Here is a 17,392-nt window from a genome sequence, read left to right on the forward strand (position 1 = left end):
ATTATTAAAATCGAATATACTGCTTAGATAAGAAAAGAGATTAAATCCCTTAGTTTTAGAGAGTCAGGAAAGGTGGGACCTGATACTAATATTTAATCTAGACATCTTAGAGCAAACAATTGTAATGATTGTTCGCATATATGCGTTATAAAATTAAGTGAGGATTGCCTAATTAGGGTGGCACCGCGAGTTAACCTCTCGTCCCTGAATTTCAGAGATGAGAGGTTTATATTTTTTTAAAGGAGGAAGATTATGATACAGACAATGGGAAATTTAAGAAGAACCAATATGTGTGGAGATTTGAGAAAAAAGGATATAGGAAAAGAAGTAATACTTATGGGATGGGTACAAAGATCTAGAAACTTAGGTTCTTTGATATTTTTAGATATAAGGGATACATCAGGAATATCTCAGATAGTATTTGATGATACTTTAGATGAAGAAATACTAGAAAAGGCAAATAAATTAAAATCAGAGTATGTTATAGCAATTAGAGGAGAAGTAAGGGAGAGACAGTCTATAAATAAGGATATCCTTACAGGAGAAGTGGAAGTATTAGCAAAAGAACTTAGAATATTAGACGAATCTGAGACTCCACCTATATATATTAAAGATGATGACAGTGTATCAGAATCTATGAGGCTTAAATATAGATATTTAGATTTGAGAAAATCATTTATGCAGGAGAATTTGAAATTAAGATCTAGAGCTGCTAAAGTTATTAGAGATTTCTTTTATGAAAATGGATTTCATGAAATTGAAACTCCCATGCTTACAAAACCAACACCAGAAGGAGCAAGGGATTATTTAGTGCCAAGTAGAGTCAATCCAGGAGAATTTTATGCTTTACCCCAATCACCACAGATAATGAAACAGCTGCTGATGGTATCAGGTATGGATAGATACTTCCAAATAGTAAAATGTTTTAGAGATGAGGATTTAAGAGCGAATAGACAACCTGAGTTTACACAAATAGATGTTGAAATGAGCTTTGTAGATGTAGAAGACATAATAAAAGTAAATGAAAAATTTCTATATAAATTATTCAAAGAATTAAAAGGGATAGAAATAGAACTTCCAATCAAGAGAATGACTTATAAAGAATCAATGGGAAAATATGGATTAGATAAGCCTGATTTAAGATTTGGATTTGAATTAGTCAATATTTCAGACTTAGTTAAAAATAGTGAGTTTAAAGTATTTGCATCAACTATTAACAATGGTGGAAGCATTAGAGGGATAAATGCAAAGGGATATGCAGATAGTTTCACTAGGAAGGATATATCTTCCTTAGAAGAATTTGCAAAGACTTATGGAGCAAAGGGATTAGCCTGGATGAAGATTACTGAAGAAGGTATAACTTCTCCTATTGCTAAGTTTTTAAGTGAGGAAGAGAAAGACAATATTTTAAATAGAATGAATGGAGAAAAAGGAGATTTATTACTATTTGTAGCTGATAAAGATTCTATAGTATATCAAGCACTTGGAAATTTAAGAAATGAAATTGCTAAGAGACTAGATATAATAGATAAAAATGAGATAAATTTAGTTTGGATTACTGAATTCCCATTGTTTGAATATGATGAAGAAGAGAATAGATATGTAGCTAAGCATCATCCTTTTACAAGTCCTATGGAAGATGATATAGAAATATTAGAAACTCATCCTGAAAATGTAAGAGCTAAGGCTTATGATATAGTCATAAATGGAGATGAGATGGGTGGAGGAAGTATAAGGATAAATAACAGTGAACTTCAAAGTAAAATGTTTAAGGCTCTAGGTTTTACAAAAGAAGAAGCAGAAGAAAAGTTTGGATTTTTACTAGAAGCTTTTAAATATGGAGCACCACCTCATGGAGGTATTGCATATGGACTTGATAGATTGATTATGACCCTTACAAACAGTGAAAATATAAGAGATGTAATAGCATTTCCAAAAACTCAATCTGCAACATGTTTGTTAACACAAGCCCCTACAAAAGTTTCTCAAGAGCAATTAAAAGAGACTCATATAAAGGTGGAAATAAAAGAAAATGAATAGTCAATTTTTAAGAACTCAGTTAGTTTTAGGTGAAGAAGCTATGTGCAAACTTTCAAAGGCTAGTGTTGCATTATTTGGAGTAGGTGGAGTAGGTTCTTTTGCTGCGGAGGCATTAGTCAGAAGTGGATTAGGAAAGATTATTTTAATAGATTATGATACAATAGATATAAGTAATCTAAATAGACAAATTCATGCTACGTTTAAAACTATTGGTCATTTTAAAGTTGAAGCTATGAAAGATAGACTTTTGGATATAAATCCAAATTTGGAAATTAAGATTTTTAAAGAAAAGTACGATAAAGATACAAAAGACTATTTAATAGATGAAAATTATAATTATATCATTGATGCTATAGATATGGTTTCTTCTAAAATAGATTTGATAAATACTGCAAAACTTAAAAAAATCCCCATAATTAGTTCTATGGGGGCAGGAAATAAAATATCACCTACTATGCTTAAAGTTGGGGATATATATCAAACTAAAATATGCCCTTTAGCAAAAGTTATGAGAAAAGAACTTAGGAATAGAGGTATAGATAGTCTTAAAGTAGTATGGTCTGATGAAGTTCCACTTAAAATCAATTTAGAGACCAAAGATAGGAGGAAGGCTATACCAGGAAGTGTAGCCTTTGTTCCATCAGTTGCAGGTCTTATAATTGCTTCTGAAGTAATAAAAGATTTAACATTAGAGGAGGTATAATTATGGATCAAATAGGATATGTAACCAAAGTAGATGGTGAAAACATAGAGCTAGAAGTTAAAAGGGTTTCTAGTTGTGGAGATAGCTGTAAAAGCTGTGGGGGGAGCTGTGATGTAAAACCTCATATAATTGTTTTGCCTAATAAGATAAATGCAAAAGAGGGAGATTATGTAGAAGTAAGTGCTGAATCTAAAAACATTTTAAAATATATGGCCATAATATATATGATTCCATTTGCATTTTTTATAGTTGGGATAGCTATAGGAAATAATGTATTTAAGTCTATGGGGAATTCTAATTATGAAATTTTAAGTTTTCTAACTGGTATGATTGCTTTAGTCATTGCATTTTTAGTAGTTAGAATTATAGATAAAAATATTGCAAAGAAAGGGAATTCTACTATTTCTGCAACTAGAATTTTATAAGGAGGAGTACTTTGAAGGAAAAGAATGATATAATTCGAAGACTTAGAAGAGTTGAAGGGCAAATAAAGGGAATTCAAAAGATGGTGGAAGAGGAAAAGACTTGCAAGGATATATTAATTCAGATTTCAGCTGTAAGATCTGCACTAAATAATGCTGGAGGCCTTATACTTGAAAATTATATGAAAAATTGTTTGCAAAATTATGTAGAAGGCCATAGAACAGAGTCTGACTTAAACGATTTAGTGGAAGTATTAGTAAAATACTCAAAGCAAAATTAAAAGATTTATTTTTGTTTAAATCTTTTGATTGAGCGAGAAAACACTGTAGAAAGAATTATTCCTATAGCTATAGAAGCAGCTATAAAAAAAGTTTCTGTTCCAGAGATTGCAGCTTTTATAAAGTCTTCATTCACAATATAAAACATAGTATAATACATGCCAGCGCCAGGGACTAAAGCTATTACTCCAGTAGTGATAAAAATGGTCGCTGGTTTTTTTAATTTAATAGCTAGGGATTCTCCTAATATTCCTACTAGAAATGCAGCCAAAAGTACTCCTAGGATTTTATTATCTAATTCATTTAAAACTATATAGTATAAAACCCATGATACTCCTCCAATTAAGCCAGAATAAAAAACAGACTTAAGTGGAGCATTGAAGTATAGTGCAAAGCTTACAGTTGCAAAAAAAGCCAACGATAGCTGAAATATAATTTCCAAATAAATCTCTCCTTAGATTAAATTTAAAACTATACCTACTCCAAAAGCTATAGATATAGCTGAAAATATGGCTTCTAAGCCTCTAGAAATACCTGTTAAATAATCACCTGACATAGTATCTCTAATTGAATTTGTAATGGCTACTCCTGGAACTAGATGCATAATAGATCCTATTATTATCTTGTCCAAATTGTCTCCTAAATTAAATTTAATACAGATATAAGCAAATAAGGATACTAAAAATGCACCTACAAAATTATTAATGAAAAAACTCAATTTCATTTTGGTAAATTGGTCTAATATTAATAATACTATAATAGTAAGTAGAAAACTAGAAATACCATCTCTGAAATTCCCACCAAATAACATGGAAAAAAATAGTGAAGAAGAACTTCCAGAAAATATTTTTAAGGCTATTTTGTAATCATTCTTTTTATCTATTTCTTTTATAATTTGTATACCTTCATCTAAGGAAATATTTGTACATACAAATTTCCTAGAGAAACTATTTATTAGATGGATTTTATCTAAATTTATATTTGTACTTTTAATTCTATTAATATATGTAAACATTTCACTTTGATATTCTAAGGATAGAAATATACCAGTTTGAGTAACAAATGTGTTTATGTTGTAAACGTTTTTTCGAGAAGAGCATAATCTCTCCATAGTATCTTCAACTCTATATGTTTCTGCACCGTTTTGTAGCATAATTTTCCCTGCAAGAAGAGATAATCTAATTAGTTTTTTTACTTCATCTCTATTTTTCAAAGTAATTTCGTCGATATTTATCACCTCAGTAGCTAATATTGGGTTAAGTATGTTATAATGTATGATAGTAGTTTTTAGATTTCTAACTACTATATTATAATGTTTTAAAAAAATAATCAAATACTATTTAAACTTAGAAAGGAGATAAAATCATGAATTTTGAAAACTTGAAAAAAGAAGATCTACAAATTTCAGATGTAATCCAAAGAGAAATAAAAAGACAACAAGCTCATATTGAATTGATTGCTTCTGAAAACTTTGTATCACCTCAAGTCATGGAAGCAATGGGGAGTCAATTAACAAACAAGTATGCAGAAGGATATCCAGGAAAGAGATACTATGGAGGTTGTGAAGTAGTAGATATAGCTGAGAATATAGCTATAGATAGACTAAAAGAAATATTTGGTGCGGAACATGCAAATGTACAACCTCACTCTGGAGCAAATGCTAATTTAGGAGTTTATTTTGCATTTTTAGAGCCAGGAGACAAGGTTCTTGGAATGAATTTATCCCAAGGTGGTCATTTAACACATGGTAGTCCTGTAAATATTTCTGGAACTTATTATAATTTTATAGAATATGGCGTAGACAAAGAAACTGAAGTCATTGATTATGAAGAAGTTAGAAGGATAGCTCTAAAAGAAAAACCAAAAATGATTGTTGCTGGTGCAAGTGCATATGCTAGAGAAATTGATTTTAAAAAGTTTAGAGAAATTGCCGATGAAGTAGGCGCTTACTTAATGGTAGATATGGCTCATATAGCTGGGTTAGTGGCTGCAGGTTTACATCAAAGTCCTGTACCTCATGCTCACTTTGTGACAACTACTACTCACAAAACTCTAAGAGGTCCTAGAGGTGGAGCAATATTATGTAAAAAAGAATATGCTAAAAAAATAGACAAGGCAATTTTCCCAGGAATTCAAGGTGGACCATTGATGCATGTAATTGCAGCAAAAGCTGTAGCTTTTGGAGAAGCTTTAAAACCTGAATTTAAAGAGTACCAAAAGCAAATAATAAATAATGCTAAAGCTTTAGCAAAAGCTTTAAAGGAAAATGGATTTAGATTAGTAACTGATGGTACAGATAATCATCTAATATTGATAGATGTAAGAACTAAAGGTCTAACTGGAAAACAGGCAGAATCCTTATTAGACGAAGTGAGAGTTGCTACAAATAAAAATACTATTCCATTTGATCCAGAAAGTCCATTTGTAACTAGTGGTATAAGAATAGGTACTCCAGCAGTTACTACTAGGGGAATGAAAGAGGAAGATATGGTAGAAATAGCAAATATAATTACAATGGCTTTAGATGAAACAAAGGATAGAGAAGAAATAAAGGCAAAAGTAAAACAATTGTGTGACAAATATCCTTTATATTAAAGTCTTCTTGACCTGCAAAATTGCAGGTCAAGATGTTTCATTTTAAATACATAATAAATAGCAAAAGGTGAGTTCTATGGAATTAAAAGAAATAAAGGATATAGAAAAACATAAGAATATTATAGAAAAAATAATACCTAATAGTATAGCAGATGAATTAGATATTAATACTGGAGATATACTGTTAACTATAAATGGAAGTAAAGTAAAGGATATTATAGATTATAAATATTTAATATCTGATGAAGTGTTATTAATTGAGATTGAAAAAGAAGAAGGGGAAGTTTGGGAGTATGAAATTGAAAAAGAATATGATGAAGATTTAGGCATAATATTTACTAATCCTTTGATAGACAGGGCTAAATCCTGTAGAAATAAATGTATGTTTTGTTTTATAGACCAACTTCCTCCAAATATGAGAGAGACTTTATATTTTAAAGATGATGATTCAAGATTGTCATTTCTCCAAGGAAACTTTATTACACTTACAAATATGAGTGATGACGAAATAGATAGAATTATAAAATATAAACTTAGTCCTATAAATATATCAGTCCATACTACGAATCCTGAGCTAAGAGTAAAAATGTTAAAAAATAAAAATGCAGGAAAGTTATATGACATACTTAAAAGATTTCATAAGGCAAAATTAAAAGTTAATTGTCAAATAGTTCTTTTAAGAGGGGTAAATGATGGAGAGGAGCTTAATAATACATTAAGTGACTTAATAGATTTATATCCTACTATTGAATCTGTTGCGGTAGTGCCTGTAGGTATTACAAAATATAGGCAAGATTTAGATAAGCTTCTTCCTTTTGATGAAGAATCTAGCAATAGCTTCCTAGAAGATATCTTTAGGCTACAAGATGAGTTTTTGAAAAAAATAGGGACTAGATTTGTATTTCCTTCAGATGAATTCTTTGCTCTTACAAATAGAGAGATTCCTTCTAGAGAATACTATGAGGGATTTCCTCAATTGGAAAATGGAGTGGGTTTAATGAGAAGTCTAGAGGATGAGGCAGTAAGTGAGATAGAAGGTACAAGTGTTCAGAAATCTAATGAAAAGAAAATCTTAGTAGCAACTGGAACTTTGGCATATTCTTTTCTGGAAAACTTAATAGGTATAATTGGGGAAAAATTTAATGGATTGAAAATCAAGGTAATTCCTATAAAGAACAACTTTTTTGGGGATACTATAACAGTCTCAGGGCTTGTAACAGCAGGGGATTTAATTGAACAGGTTAAAGATTTAGACTTTGATACTATATTTATACCAAGGTCTATGATGAAAGCTGGGGAAGATATATTTTTAGACAATCTAACTGTAAAAGAAGTAGAGAAAATATTAGATAGGAAGATTGTAATTTCAGAAGTGAATGGTAAAGACTTAATTGAAAATTTTAAAAAAGAGGTGATTTAATGGATAGAGCAATAGTATGTATAGTTGGTAGACCAAATGTTGGAAAGTCTACTCTATTTAATAAGTTAGTAGGAAGAAGAATAGCAATTACAGAAGATACCCCAGGGGTAACTAGAGATAGAATATATGCTCAAGGGGAGTGGCTTGGAAATCACTTTACAGTTATAGATACAGGTGGATTAGAACCAGAAAATGAAGATATTATAATGTCTAATATAAAAGCACAAGCTCAAATTGCAATAGATACTGCAGATGTAATTCTTTTTGTAGTTGATGGACTTGAAGGTCTTAATTCTACTGATAGAGAAATTGGTAATATGCTTAGAAAATCTGGTAAAAATGTAATACTTGTAGCAAACAAAATAGATACTAGCAAAACTCCTGATCTTATATATGAGTTTTATGAATTGGGACTGGGAGACCCTTCAGTGATATCAGCTGAACAAGGCTTAGGTATAGGAGACCTGTTAGATGGAGTTATAGAAAAGTTTCCAAGTGATAAAAATTTAGAAAAAGAAGAAGATGTAATCAAAGTAACATTTATCGGAAAGCCAAATGTAGGAAAATCTTCTTTAATAAATAATATTATAGGTGAGGAAAGGTCTATTGTAACCAATATAGCTGGAACTACTAGGGACTCAATTGATAGTTATTTTGATCATGGAGAAAATAGGTATTTATTTGTAGATACTGCTGGACTTAGAAGAAAAAGAAGTATATATGAAAAAGTTGAAAGATACTCTGTAGTGAGAACTCTAGCGGCAGTAGATAGATCTGAAATATGTGTACTACTCATAGATGCAAAACAAGGAGTTACAGAACAGGATACAAAAATTGCAGGATATGCTCATGACAATGGAAAAGCTATTATCATAGCAGTAAATAAATGGGATTTAATAAAAAAAGAAAATACTACCTATAGAGAATTCGAAAAAGATATTAGAGAGACTCTAGGATTTATAAGTTATGCCCCAATATTGTTTATTTCTGCATTGACAGGACAAAGAGTAAATAAACTCTTGGACTTAATAAATGTAGTTTATAATAATTATAATTTAAGAATAAGTACAGGAGTTTTAAATGATATAATAAATCAAGCGGTTTTAATGAACCAACCTCCTTCTGATAAAGGTAGAAGATGTAAAATATATTATGGTACTCAAGTATCTACTGCACCTCCTAAATTCTTAATATTTATAAATGATAAAGAATTAATGCATTTTTCGTACAAAAGATATTTAGAAAACCAAATAAGAAATCATTTTGGATTTGCAGGGACTCCGGTTATATTAGAGTTTAGAGAAAAGAGCAGGGAAAGATGATGCTGATTTTAATTTCTATTTTATCTTATATTATTGGTTCTTTTTCATCTTCATATGTAATAGGAAAGGCTATAAAAAATATAGATATTAGAAATTTTGGCAGTGGAAATGCTGGTGCTACGAATTCACTAAGAGTTATGGGGAAAAAACTAGGTATAATCGTAGGTTTAATGGATATAACAAAGGGAATGGTAGCTACCTTAATAGGTCTAAAACTTATGGGATATACTGGTGGTCTAATTGCTGGTCTATTTGTAGTAATTGGTCATGATTGGTCTATTTTCTTAAAACTTAAAGGAGGCAAGGGAATTGCAACATCCTTTGGTACCTTATTAGTGCTTAATTTTCCTACGGCTGTTATATCAATGGCAATAGGACTTATGATAGTTTTTTATACTAAATATGCTTCCTTAGGTTTTTTAATATTCTTATCTATAACCCCAGTAGTTAGTAGTTTAATATCAGAAAGCTTTGATATTAAATTATTTATATTTACTACAATACTTATGGTTTTAGGGTTATGGAGACATAAATCAAATATTAAAAGGCTTTTAAATGGAAATGAAAATAAATTTGGCAGGTGAGAATGTGAACAAAAAAATTGGAATACTTGGAACAGGTAGTTGGGGTACTGCTTTAGGGGTACTACTAGCTAATAAGGGTTTAGATGTGGAGATGTGGGGTAGAAATAAAGCTCAAATAGAAGAAATGATTTATAATAGAGAAAACAAAAAATATTTACCAAATATAAAACTACCTAAAAACTTAAACCTTTCCAATGACTTAGAAAAATCTATTTATAATAAAGATATATTACTTCTATCTATACCAACTCATGGAGTAAGAGAAATTTTAGAAAAATGTAAATCCTCTATAAAGGAAGAACAAATAATTGTAAATGTGGCTAAGGGAATAGAAAATAATACTTTGATGAGAATATCAGAAATTGTAGCAGAAATTTTACCTAAGAATAAATATGCGATTCTTTCAGGTCCTTCTCATGCAGAAGAAGTGGCATTAGATTTACCTACAACTGTTGTTTCTGCAGCTCTTTCTAAAAATGTGGCAGAATATGTGCAAGATATATTTATGACTCCAAGTTTTAGAGTATATACTAATCCTGATATTGTAGGAGTAGAGCTGGGTGGTGCTTTAAAAAATATTATAGCTTTAGGTGCCGGTATTTCAGATGGGTTAAACTACGGAGATAATGCTAAAGCGGCTTTAATGACCAGAGGTGTTTTTGAGATATCTAGATTAGGTGAGAAGATGGGAGCTAGCTCAAGTACCTTTTCTGGACTTGCTGGTATTGGAGACTTAATAGTAACATGTACTAGTAAGCACAGTAGGAATAGGAGAGCAGGAATTTTAATAGGGCAAGGCAAAACTATAGAACAGTCTATAAATGAAGTAGGCATGGTTGTAGAGGGGATAAAGACTACTAAATCTGCATATGAATTAGCTAAAAGAGAAGGTGTAGATATGCCTATTACAAATGAACTATATAATGTATTATATAGAGGAAAAAATGTAAAGGACTCTGTACCAGATTTAATGGGAAGAGATAAAAAATATGAAATGGAAAACATAGTAGTAGATAAAGATATAAAATGGTAAAAACTTGCTAGATTTAGCAGGTTTTTTTATTATGTTTGTAATATTAAAAAAAATCCTACGTATATATATATTATCAAGTATTGTTTAAAAAAAGTAGATAGGAGGGGGAAAAATGAATACCTTTGATATATACGAGGATATAGGGCAAAGAACAGATGGAGATATCTATGCAGGAATAGTAGGCCCTGTACGAACTGGTAAGTCAACCTTTATCAAAAGATTCATGGAGCTTTTAGTATTGCCTAATATTGAAAATGTTCATAAAAAAGAAAGAGCAAAAGATGAATTACCCTTAAGTGGAGCAGGAAAAACGATTATGACAACTGAACCTAAATTTGTTCCAAATGAAGCAGTGGAAATGACCATTAAGGAAAATATAAAATTAAAAGTCAGGATGGTAGATTGTGTAGGTTATTTAGTAAAGGGAGCATTAGGACATGAAGAAGATCAATTACCTAGGATGGTATCAACTCCCTGGTATGATGAAGAAATTCCATTTGAACAAGCTGCAGAAATAGGAACTAAAAAAGTAATTCAAGACCATTCTACAATTGGATTTGTAATAACTACAGATGGATCTATAACAGATATAGACAGGTCAAATTATATTAAAGCAGAAGAAAGAGTTATAGGAGAATTACAAGAATTAGATAAGCCTTTTATAATTATTTTAAATACTAAGCACCCAAATTTAGATACTACTATTGCCTTAAAACAGAGTTTAGAGAATAAGTATGGGATATCTGTTGTACCAATGGATTGTTTAAACATGCAGATTTCAGATGTAGAAAATATATTTGAAAAACTCCTCTATGAATTCCCTGTAAAAGAGATCACAATCAATCTTCCAGGGTGGATTGAAGGATTAAAGAGAAATCACAGAATAAAATCAGGAATTATGAATTCTTTAAAACCGTCAATTAAGGACTTGCAAAAGTTAAATCAAGTAAATCAATGTCTAAACCCATTGAAAGATTTAGATTCTGTAAAAGAAATTTTAATAAAAGAAATAAACTTAGGTGAAGGTGTAGTACATTGTGAGATTGTAGTAGAAGATGGACTATTCTATAGCATATTAAATGAAATTACAGGATATGAAATAGAGGGAGATCACCAAATACTAAGTATGATAACCAAGCTTGCAAATACAAAAAAAGAATATGATAAAATAGAAAAAGCTCTTGTTGAGGCAAGAGAAATTGGCTATGGCTTAGTAAGTCCAAGTTTAGAGGAGTTAGAATTAGAAGAGCCTGAAATATATCGACAAGGAAACAAGTTTGGAGTAAAATTAAAAGCAAAGGCTCCATCTCTTCATGTTATGAGGGCAGATATAACTACGGACGTATCACCTTTAATTGGTTCTGAAAAACAATCGGAGGAGCTGGTACAATACTTCTTATCAGAATTTGAAGGAGAGCCTTCAAAGATATGGCAATCAAACTTATTTGGAAAATCTTTATATGAATTGGTAAACGAACAATTAAGCAGTAAACTAAGTACTATGCCTGAAGATGCAAGACAAAAGTTGAGAAGAGCCTTAGAGAAAATTTTAAATGATGGTAGTGGCGGCTTAATATGTATAATAGTGTAATATAAAAATAAGACTAGATTAATCTAGTCTTATTTTTGTTGGTCGGGATGACAGGATTTGAACCTGCGACCCCAAGTCCCCCAGACTTGTACGCTACCAAACTGCGCTACATCCCGTCATATTTATATTTCCTTATAGTCCAGTTATATACTAGACTGCAAGGTTTTTATTTTTATTGACAATCAATATTATAGCATGTTTGTTTCCAAACTGCAAACCTTTTGCAAGCAACAGAGTTTTTATGTGAAATTTATTACAATATTTAAAAATGTTAGGGTTATATTCATACAAATGAAGATACAATAAACAAAATAATAGAATAAAAAATTAATATGGATCTATAATCATAACAAATCTTATCATAAATGATAAATAAAATATAGTTTTTGAAACTTAAAATAAATATCTTAGTTTAAAAGCAAATTTAATTGTGTTATAATAAAAGTTAAGTAATCATTAGGAGGAAAGAATTTGTTTTTTTACAATTTATTGATAATATTTTTTATAGTTAGTGTATTTGGATACATTTTATCAGTTATAAAAGAAAAAATGTATCTTAAAAAAAATATAATTTTATTAGATAACAAACATGTCACTCAAAGTGATTTAGATCAAATAGATATGAATGAGTTTATATTATATGGTTCAAAAGTTAAAACAGGTGATGAGATAAAAGTTATAACAAAAGAAAAAAAGAGATTTAATGGCATAATTATAGGAGCAAAAAAATCTGAGAAGGCCATACATTTGATTACCCGTAAAAATGAAATAGTAAAATGCAAAGTAGAAAACATTTCTGACTTTAAAATTATAAGTAAATATGGGAGCTTCTTTTAATGAGGGTGATGAGATGTCTTATGAAAAAAGAGAAAAAAGAAGGTTATTAAGAAGAAAACTTCGAATATCTTTAATATTTTTTGTTTTTTTATATTTATTTTTCCGCTCTACTCCAATTATATTTGGAAATAGTTCTAAGACAACCTTGGCTACTTTAGATACTCTCAAAGAAGAATTTCAAGCAGAGGGAGTTATTATAAAACATGAAGAAGTTTTTGAATTTAGTGGACAAGGGGTAGTAGAAAAAAAAATAAATGAAGGTGACAGAGTTCCTGTGGGAGTTAATGTTGCCAATTTAAATTTCTTAAAAGATATGTCTTCTTTAAAATATGAATTAAAAGAAGTTGAAAATTCAATAAGTGTACTAAAGGAAAAAGATAATATAGAGGATGTATTTGAAAAGGATAAAGAAAATATAAATAAAAACAAAAAAGAGTTGATTAGTGACATACAAAATAATATTATAGATGGAAATTTTGATGCTATAACTTCATCAAATAATAGTTTGAATTTTTATGAAAAAAAGGACTCAGAAATTTTCAATAATAAAAACTTAATTAATCAAGGTTTAGAAATGTTGGAAGAAAGAAAAAAGGATTTAGAAGAAAAGATAAGTAAAAATAATGTATATTATAAAACTACATCTTCTGGTATACTTTCTTATGAAATAGATGGCTATGAAAAAATATATATACCTAAGGATTTTGAAAACTATACTTATGAAAACCTAGATTTCTCACAGCAAACAAAATCAAATCTCAAAGGATTTAAAATAATGGATAATTTTAATTGGTATTTAGCTCTTAAGATAGAAGATATAGATGATATTAATCCTTATAAAGTAAATAATTATATGAATATAAGTTTTTTAGATGAAAATAGACAAATAAAAGGAAAAATAATACAAATAAATAAAACAGATAAAAAAGCTGTAGTTATATTAGAGTTCAAAAATTATTTTCAAGATTATTATAAACAAAGGTTTGTAAACTTAAATATATTAAAATCTAGCAAAAATGGGCTTAAAATCCCTACTAATACAATAGTTGAAATTGACAAACAGAAAGGCGTTTATATTAAAGATTTTAATGGGATAGTAAAATTCAAACCTATAATAGTTATAGGGGAAGAGGATGAATATACATATATTGATAGAGGGAAATCTGGATATATAGAGAATTCATCAACAAAAGAACCTGTCAAAACAGTTGAATTATATGATGAAATATTTTTAAAACCAAATAGGGTAAAAGAAGGACAAATTATAAATTGAGGAGGAGATAAAAATTAGTATTAAGGATAATTTAAAATTTGTCTGTGAAGATATAAATAATACTTTAGAAATCTTAGGAAGGAATTCTGAAGATGTAAAGCTTATTGCTGTTACAAAGACTATAGCCCCACAGGCAATACAAGAAGCTTTAGATTTGGGAGTTAGTGATATTGGCGAAAATAGAGTTCAAGAACTTGAGAAAAAGATAGATCACTTTGGTGATAAGGTAAACTATCATATGATTGGACATTTACAAACAAATAAAGTTAAAAATATTATTAATAAAGTTCAATTGATTCATTCCCTTGACAGATTATCTTTAGCAAAAGAATTAGATAAAAGAGCTAAAATAGAGGATATTAAAGTGCAAGCTTTAATACAGGTAAATGTAGCAGAGGAAGAAAGTAAGTTTGGTTTAAGCTTAAAAGAAGTACTTCCCTTTATAGAAAGTATTTTAAAATTTGAAAATATAAAAGTGAAGGGATTAATGACCATAGCACCATATACAGATGATACAAAATTGCTTAGAAATGTATTTAGAAAAATGTACAATTTAAAAGAAAATATTGAAGCTAGAAACTACAAAGATTTAGATATGACCTATTTGTCCATGGGAATGAGCAATGATTATAAAATTGCCATAGAAGAAGGATCAAATATGGTTCGTGTAGGTTCTTCAATCTTTGGGAAAAGAAAATATTAGGAGGATTGATTATGTCTAATTTTATGGAAAAATTCAAGTATTTTATTGGAGTAGATGACTATGAAGAAGATGAGTTCGAAGAAGATATAGAAGTTGGAATACCAACAAAAACAAAAAAAATAAATAATAATGTTGTTAATATCCATACTAATAGTAATATGAAAATTGTAGTACATGAGCCCTTAAGTTATGAGGAAGCACCAGAAATAGTAGATGATTTAAAAACTAGAAAAGCTGTTATAGTAAATTTTGAGCAGCTTGAACAATCATTGAAAAGACAAATATTTGATTTTATAAATGGGGCTTTATATGCAATTGAAGGTAAGATTCAAAAAGTTACAAAAGACATATTTATTTTGGCTCCAAAAAATGTAGAAATTGATGGATTAAAGGAAGAATTACAAAGCAAGGGAATATTCCCTTGGTAAAAAAATTATCGGGAGTTGCATATGATAACTTTATATAGGTCTTTAGGAATTTTTGTTAACTTTGTTGAATTTTTAATAGTAGTAAGGATATTTATGTCTATTTTGCGTATAAACTCTTATAATCCCATAACTAGTTTTGTATATCAACTTACAGAACCAGTACTAGGTATTGGAAGACAAATTATTTCTAAGCTAGGAATAAATACAGGAATGTTTGACTTTTCACCTATAGTAGCAATATTTATATTAAGGTCTATACTTTATGTAGTGAGGATTATATTATTTTGAAGATAACAGATACAAAGTCTGCAAAATATATTTCACATATTAAAGATCCTGATAAATTGGTGAAAATGAGAAGAATATTAGACAAAATTAATATAACAAATAAAAACCATAGTGTGGAGATAACTGATTTTTTAGATCCATATGAGATAGTTTTAGCCAAATCCATATTAAATAAATTTAAAAATATAAATTATGGCGAATATGGGGGTTATGAAGAATCGGAAAGAAAGGTTATATCCATATTTAAGGATTATTATGATGAAAACGACATAGAATATGATTTATGTTGTTTAAAAGTAACCAGTATTTTAAGTAAGTTTAATCATAGAGATTATTTAGGTTCTATACTCAAACTAGGAATAAAAAGGGCGAAAATAGGAGACATTCAAACACATGAAGATTCTGCATTTGTAATTTTAAAAAAGGATATAAAGGACTTTTTGTTGTTTAATCTAGAAAAAGTTGGAAATCAAAATGTGAATGTAGAAGAATTTCCTTTAGAAAAAATCTATTATAAGGAGCCTAAATTTAACGAAGTAAGAGGATTTCTAAATTCTTTAAGGCTTGATTTAGTAGTGAGTTTTGTTTGCAATGTTTCTAGAAATGAAAGTTCTAAAATAATCAATTCTAATAAAGTTAAAGTGAATTGGGAAACTATATACAAGGGTTCTAAAGAATTACAAATAGGTGATATAGTTTCAGTAAAAGGTTTTGGTAGATTTATAATTCATTCATTTGAAGGACATAGTAAGAAGGGAAAGTTAAATATTATTATCAGAATACTTATATAATGGAGTGATACAAATGATTACCCCCTTAGATATTCAAAATAAAGAATTTAATAAATCATTTAGAGGATATAATTCTAAGTCTGTGGATGGGTTTTTGGATGAAATAATAGAAGATTATGAAAAACTTTATAAAGAAAATATAGAGCTAAAGGATAAAGTAAATATGTTGGCAGACCAAATACGTCAATATAATACTCTAGAAGAGACTTTAAAGAGTACATTAGTAGTCGCACAATCTACTGCAGATGAAGTGACTACTGCAGCTAGGAAAAAAGCTGAAAATATAATAGAAGATGCTGAGGCAAGTGGAAGAGAAATAAAAAATAAAGCTAAAGAAGATGTCATAAGTATAAGGGAAGAATATGAAAGTCTCAAGAGAGAAATATTTATGTTTAAAACTAGATATAAATCTTTTATAGAAGCACAACTTCTATCCCTAGAAGATTTTTATGAAAAAATAGATCATCAAGAAGGAGAATTTAATCTGGATATTGATAATGATGACCAAGAGATAGATGATATTCAGGACCTAGGGGCTTAATAGCCCTTATATTTTTTTCAATAGAAATATTTCTATTTTAATTGTATTTATGATACAGAGACATATTTAGACTAGGGGGAAAAAATTTGATATTAGTATTAACTAGTGTGCTGATATTTATAGATCAAATTACAAAGTACACAGCTGTAAAATATTTAAAAGGCAGGCGTCCTTATGTTATAATAAAAGATTTTTTTCAATTTGCTTATGTTGAAAATAGAGGTGCAGCCTTTGGAATTTTAGAGGATAAGAGAGCTTTTTTTATAATTATAACTATGCTTATAATATTATTTTTGACATTTTATTTGATAAAATATAAAAACATTATGAATACTTTGAGCGTCTTAACCTTTTCAATGTTAATTGCAGGTTCTGCTGGAAATTTAATAGACAGAATAAGACTAGGTTATGTTATAGATTTTATTAGCTTTAAATTATTATATGGATATAAATTCCCCGTATTTAATATGGCTGATATATTTATTGTGCTGAGCACTATACTACTAGTATTCTTAGTTATGTTTGATAAATTGGAAATTTAG

General features: G+C 29.2%; 20 protein-coding genes, 1 tRNA gene and 1 other annotated feature. Of the genes, 18 read left to right on the plus strand and 3 right to left on the minus strand.

The window, feature by feature from the left end:
- The first annotated feature begins 15 nt into the window (after positions 1 to 15).
- Positions 16 to 209, plus strand: a binding site (T-box leader).
- 43 nt (positions 210 to 252) lie between these two features.
- Genes aspS through AC4PG3_RS06845 form a run of 4 tightly spaced genes read left to right on the plus strand, consistent with a single transcriptional unit; the run spans position 253 to position 3,446 of the window.
- Complete coding sequence (aspS, locus tag AC4PG3_RS06830) at positions 253 to 2,040, plus strand: aspartate--tRNA ligase (RefSeq protein ID WP_492195916.1); 1,788 nt, start codon at positions 253 to 255, stop codon at positions 2,038 to 2,040.
- The gene (locus AC4PG3_RS06835) at positions 2,033 to 2,743 is read left to right on the plus strand and encodes a tRNA threonylcarbamoyladenosine dehydratase (RefSeq protein WP_492195917.1); all 711 of its coding nucleotides are present in this window, start codon (positions 2,033 to 2,035) and stop codon (positions 2,741 to 2,743) included. Before aspS ends, AC4PG3_RS06835 begins: the two co-directional genes overlap by 8 nt.
- 2 nt (positions 2,744 to 2,745) lie before the next feature.
- Positions 2,746 to 3,168, plus strand: coding sequence for a SoxR reducing system RseC family protein (locus AC4PG3_RS06840; RefSeq protein ID WP_492195918.1), 423 nt, complete (start codon positions 2,746 to 2,748; stop codon positions 3,166 to 3,168).
- 11 nt (positions 3,169 to 3,179) lie between these two features.
- Complete coding sequence (locus AC4PG3_RS06845) at positions 3,180 to 3,446, plus strand: metal-sensitive transcriptional regulator (protein ID WP_492195919.1); 267 nt, start codon at positions 3,180 to 3,182, stop codon at positions 3,444 to 3,446.
- 5 nt (positions 3,447 to 3,451) lie between these two features.
- Here AC4PG3_RS06845 and AC4PG3_RS06850 read toward each other — a convergent pair whose 3' ends face one another.
- Positions 3,452 to 3,886 (minus strand): threonine/serine exporter family protein, encoded by a 435-nt coding sequence (locus AC4PG3_RS06850; RefSeq protein ID WP_492195920.1) that lies wholly within the window; start codon positions 3,884 to 3,886, stop codon positions 3,452 to 3,454.
- Between the two features lie 12 nt (positions 3,887 to 3,898).
- Complete coding sequence (locus tag AC4PG3_RS06855; protein ID WP_492198208.1) at positions 3,899 to 4,681, minus strand: threonine/serine exporter family protein; 783 nt, start codon at positions 4,679 to 4,681, stop codon at positions 3,899 to 3,901.
- Between the two features lie 128 nt (positions 4,682 to 4,809).
- Between AC4PG3_RS06855 and glyA the strand changes: the two genes are divergently transcribed.
- The 6 genes from glyA (at position 4,810) to spoIVA (ending at position 11,989) form a co-directional block, all read left to right on the plus strand.
- Complete coding sequence (gene glyA, locus AC4PG3_RS06860; protein WP_492195921.1) at positions 4,810 to 6,039, plus strand: serine hydroxymethyltransferase; 1,230 nt, start codon at positions 4,810 to 4,812, stop codon at positions 6,037 to 6,039.
- Between the two features lie 76 nt (positions 6,040 to 6,115).
- Positions 6,116 to 7,459, plus strand: coding sequence for a DUF512 domain-containing protein (locus AC4PG3_RS06865; protein ID WP_492195922.1), 1,344 nt, complete (start codon positions 6,116 to 6,118; stop codon positions 7,457 to 7,459).
- On the plus strand, positions 7,459 to 8,781 hold the full coding sequence (gene der, locus AC4PG3_RS06870) for a ribosome biogenesis GTPase Der (protein WP_492195923.1): 1,323 nt from the start codon (positions 7,459 to 7,461) through the stop codon (positions 8,779 to 8,781). Before AC4PG3_RS06865 ends, der begins: the two co-directional genes overlap by 1 nt.
- On the plus strand, positions 8,781 to 9,365 hold the full coding sequence (gene plsY / locus AC4PG3_RS06875) for a glycerol-3-phosphate 1-O-acyltransferase PlsY (RefSeq protein WP_492195924.1): 585 nt from the start codon (positions 8,781 to 8,783) through the stop codon (positions 9,363 to 9,365). The genes der and plsY overlap by 1 nt, the downstream gene beginning before the upstream one ends.
- A gap of 4 nt (positions 9,366 to 9,369) precedes the next feature.
- Positions 9,370 to 10,398, plus strand: a complete 1,029-nt coding sequence (locus AC4PG3_RS06880) for an NAD(P)H-dependent glycerol-3-phosphate dehydrogenase (protein WP_492195925.1) — start codon at positions 9,370 to 9,372, stop codon at positions 10,396 to 10,398.
- A gap of 112 nt (positions 10,399 to 10,510) precedes the next feature.
- Positions 10,511 to 11,989, plus strand: coding sequence for a stage IV sporulation protein A (gene spoIVA, locus AC4PG3_RS06885; protein ID WP_492195926.1), 1,479 nt, complete (start codon positions 10,511 to 10,513; stop codon positions 11,987 to 11,989).
- Positions 11,990 to 12,028: 39 nt separating this feature from the next.
- On the opposite strand, the gene AC4PG3_RS06890 is transcribed toward spoIVA, so the two are convergent.
- A tRNA-Pro gene (locus AC4PG3_RS06890) sits at positions 12,029 to 12,105 on the minus strand.
- 355 nt (positions 12,106 to 12,460) lie between these two features.
- Here AC4PG3_RS06890 and AC4PG3_RS06895 point away from each other — a divergent pair.
- The 8 genes from AC4PG3_RS06895 to lspA all read left to right on the plus strand — a co-directional run bounded on the left by AC4PG3_RS06895 (position 12,461) and on the right by lspA (position 17,392).
- Positions 12,461 to 12,826: a hypothetical protein gene (locus AC4PG3_RS06895; protein WP_492195927.1), complete on the plus strand. Its 366-nt coding sequence runs from the start codon at positions 12,461 to 12,463 to the stop codon at positions 12,824 to 12,826.
- A 13-nt stretch (positions 12,827 to 12,839) separates the two neighbouring features.
- Positions 12,840 to 14,099 carry a biotin/lipoyl attachment domain-containing protein gene (locus AC4PG3_RS06900; RefSeq protein WP_492195928.1) on the plus strand — a complete coding sequence of 420 codons (1,260 nt, stop codon included), beginning with the start codon at positions 12,840 to 12,842 and terminating at the stop codon, positions 14,097 to 14,099.
- 70 nt (positions 14,100 to 14,169) lie between these two features.
- Positions 14,170 to 14,802 carry a YggS family pyridoxal phosphate-dependent enzyme gene (locus tag AC4PG3_RS06905; protein WP_492198209.1) on the plus strand — a complete coding sequence of 211 codons (633 nt, stop codon included), beginning with the start codon at positions 14,170 to 14,172 and terminating at the stop codon, positions 14,800 to 14,802.
- Positions 14,803 to 14,813: 11 nt separating this feature from the next.
- Complete coding sequence (locus AC4PG3_RS06910) at positions 14,814 to 15,230, plus strand: cell division protein SepF (protein ID WP_492195929.1); 417 nt, start codon at positions 14,814 to 14,816, stop codon at positions 15,228 to 15,230.
- Between the two features lie 21 nt (positions 15,231 to 15,251).
- Complete coding sequence (locus AC4PG3_RS06915) at positions 15,252 to 15,518, plus strand: YggT family protein (protein WP_492195930.1); 267 nt, start codon at positions 15,252 to 15,254, stop codon at positions 15,516 to 15,518.
- Complete coding sequence (locus AC4PG3_RS06920) at positions 15,515 to 16,309, plus strand: YlmH family RNA-binding protein (protein WP_492195931.1); 795 nt, start codon at positions 15,515 to 15,517, stop codon at positions 16,307 to 16,309. Before AC4PG3_RS06915 ends, AC4PG3_RS06920 begins: the two co-directional genes overlap by 4 nt.
- A 13-nt stretch (positions 16,310 to 16,322) precedes the next feature.
- Complete coding sequence (locus AC4PG3_RS06925) at positions 16,323 to 16,850, plus strand: DivIVA domain-containing protein (protein ID WP_492195932.1); 528 nt, start codon at positions 16,323 to 16,325, stop codon at positions 16,848 to 16,850.
- An 86-nt stretch (positions 16,851 to 16,936) separates the two neighbouring features.
- The gene (lspA, locus tag AC4PG3_RS06930; RefSeq protein ID WP_492195933.1) at positions 16,937 to 17,392 is read left to right on the plus strand and encodes a signal peptidase II; all 456 of its coding nucleotides are present in this window, start codon (positions 16,937 to 16,939) and stop codon (positions 17,390 to 17,392) included.

This window comes from Tissierella sp. QWL-11 (genome assembly GCF_058683765.1).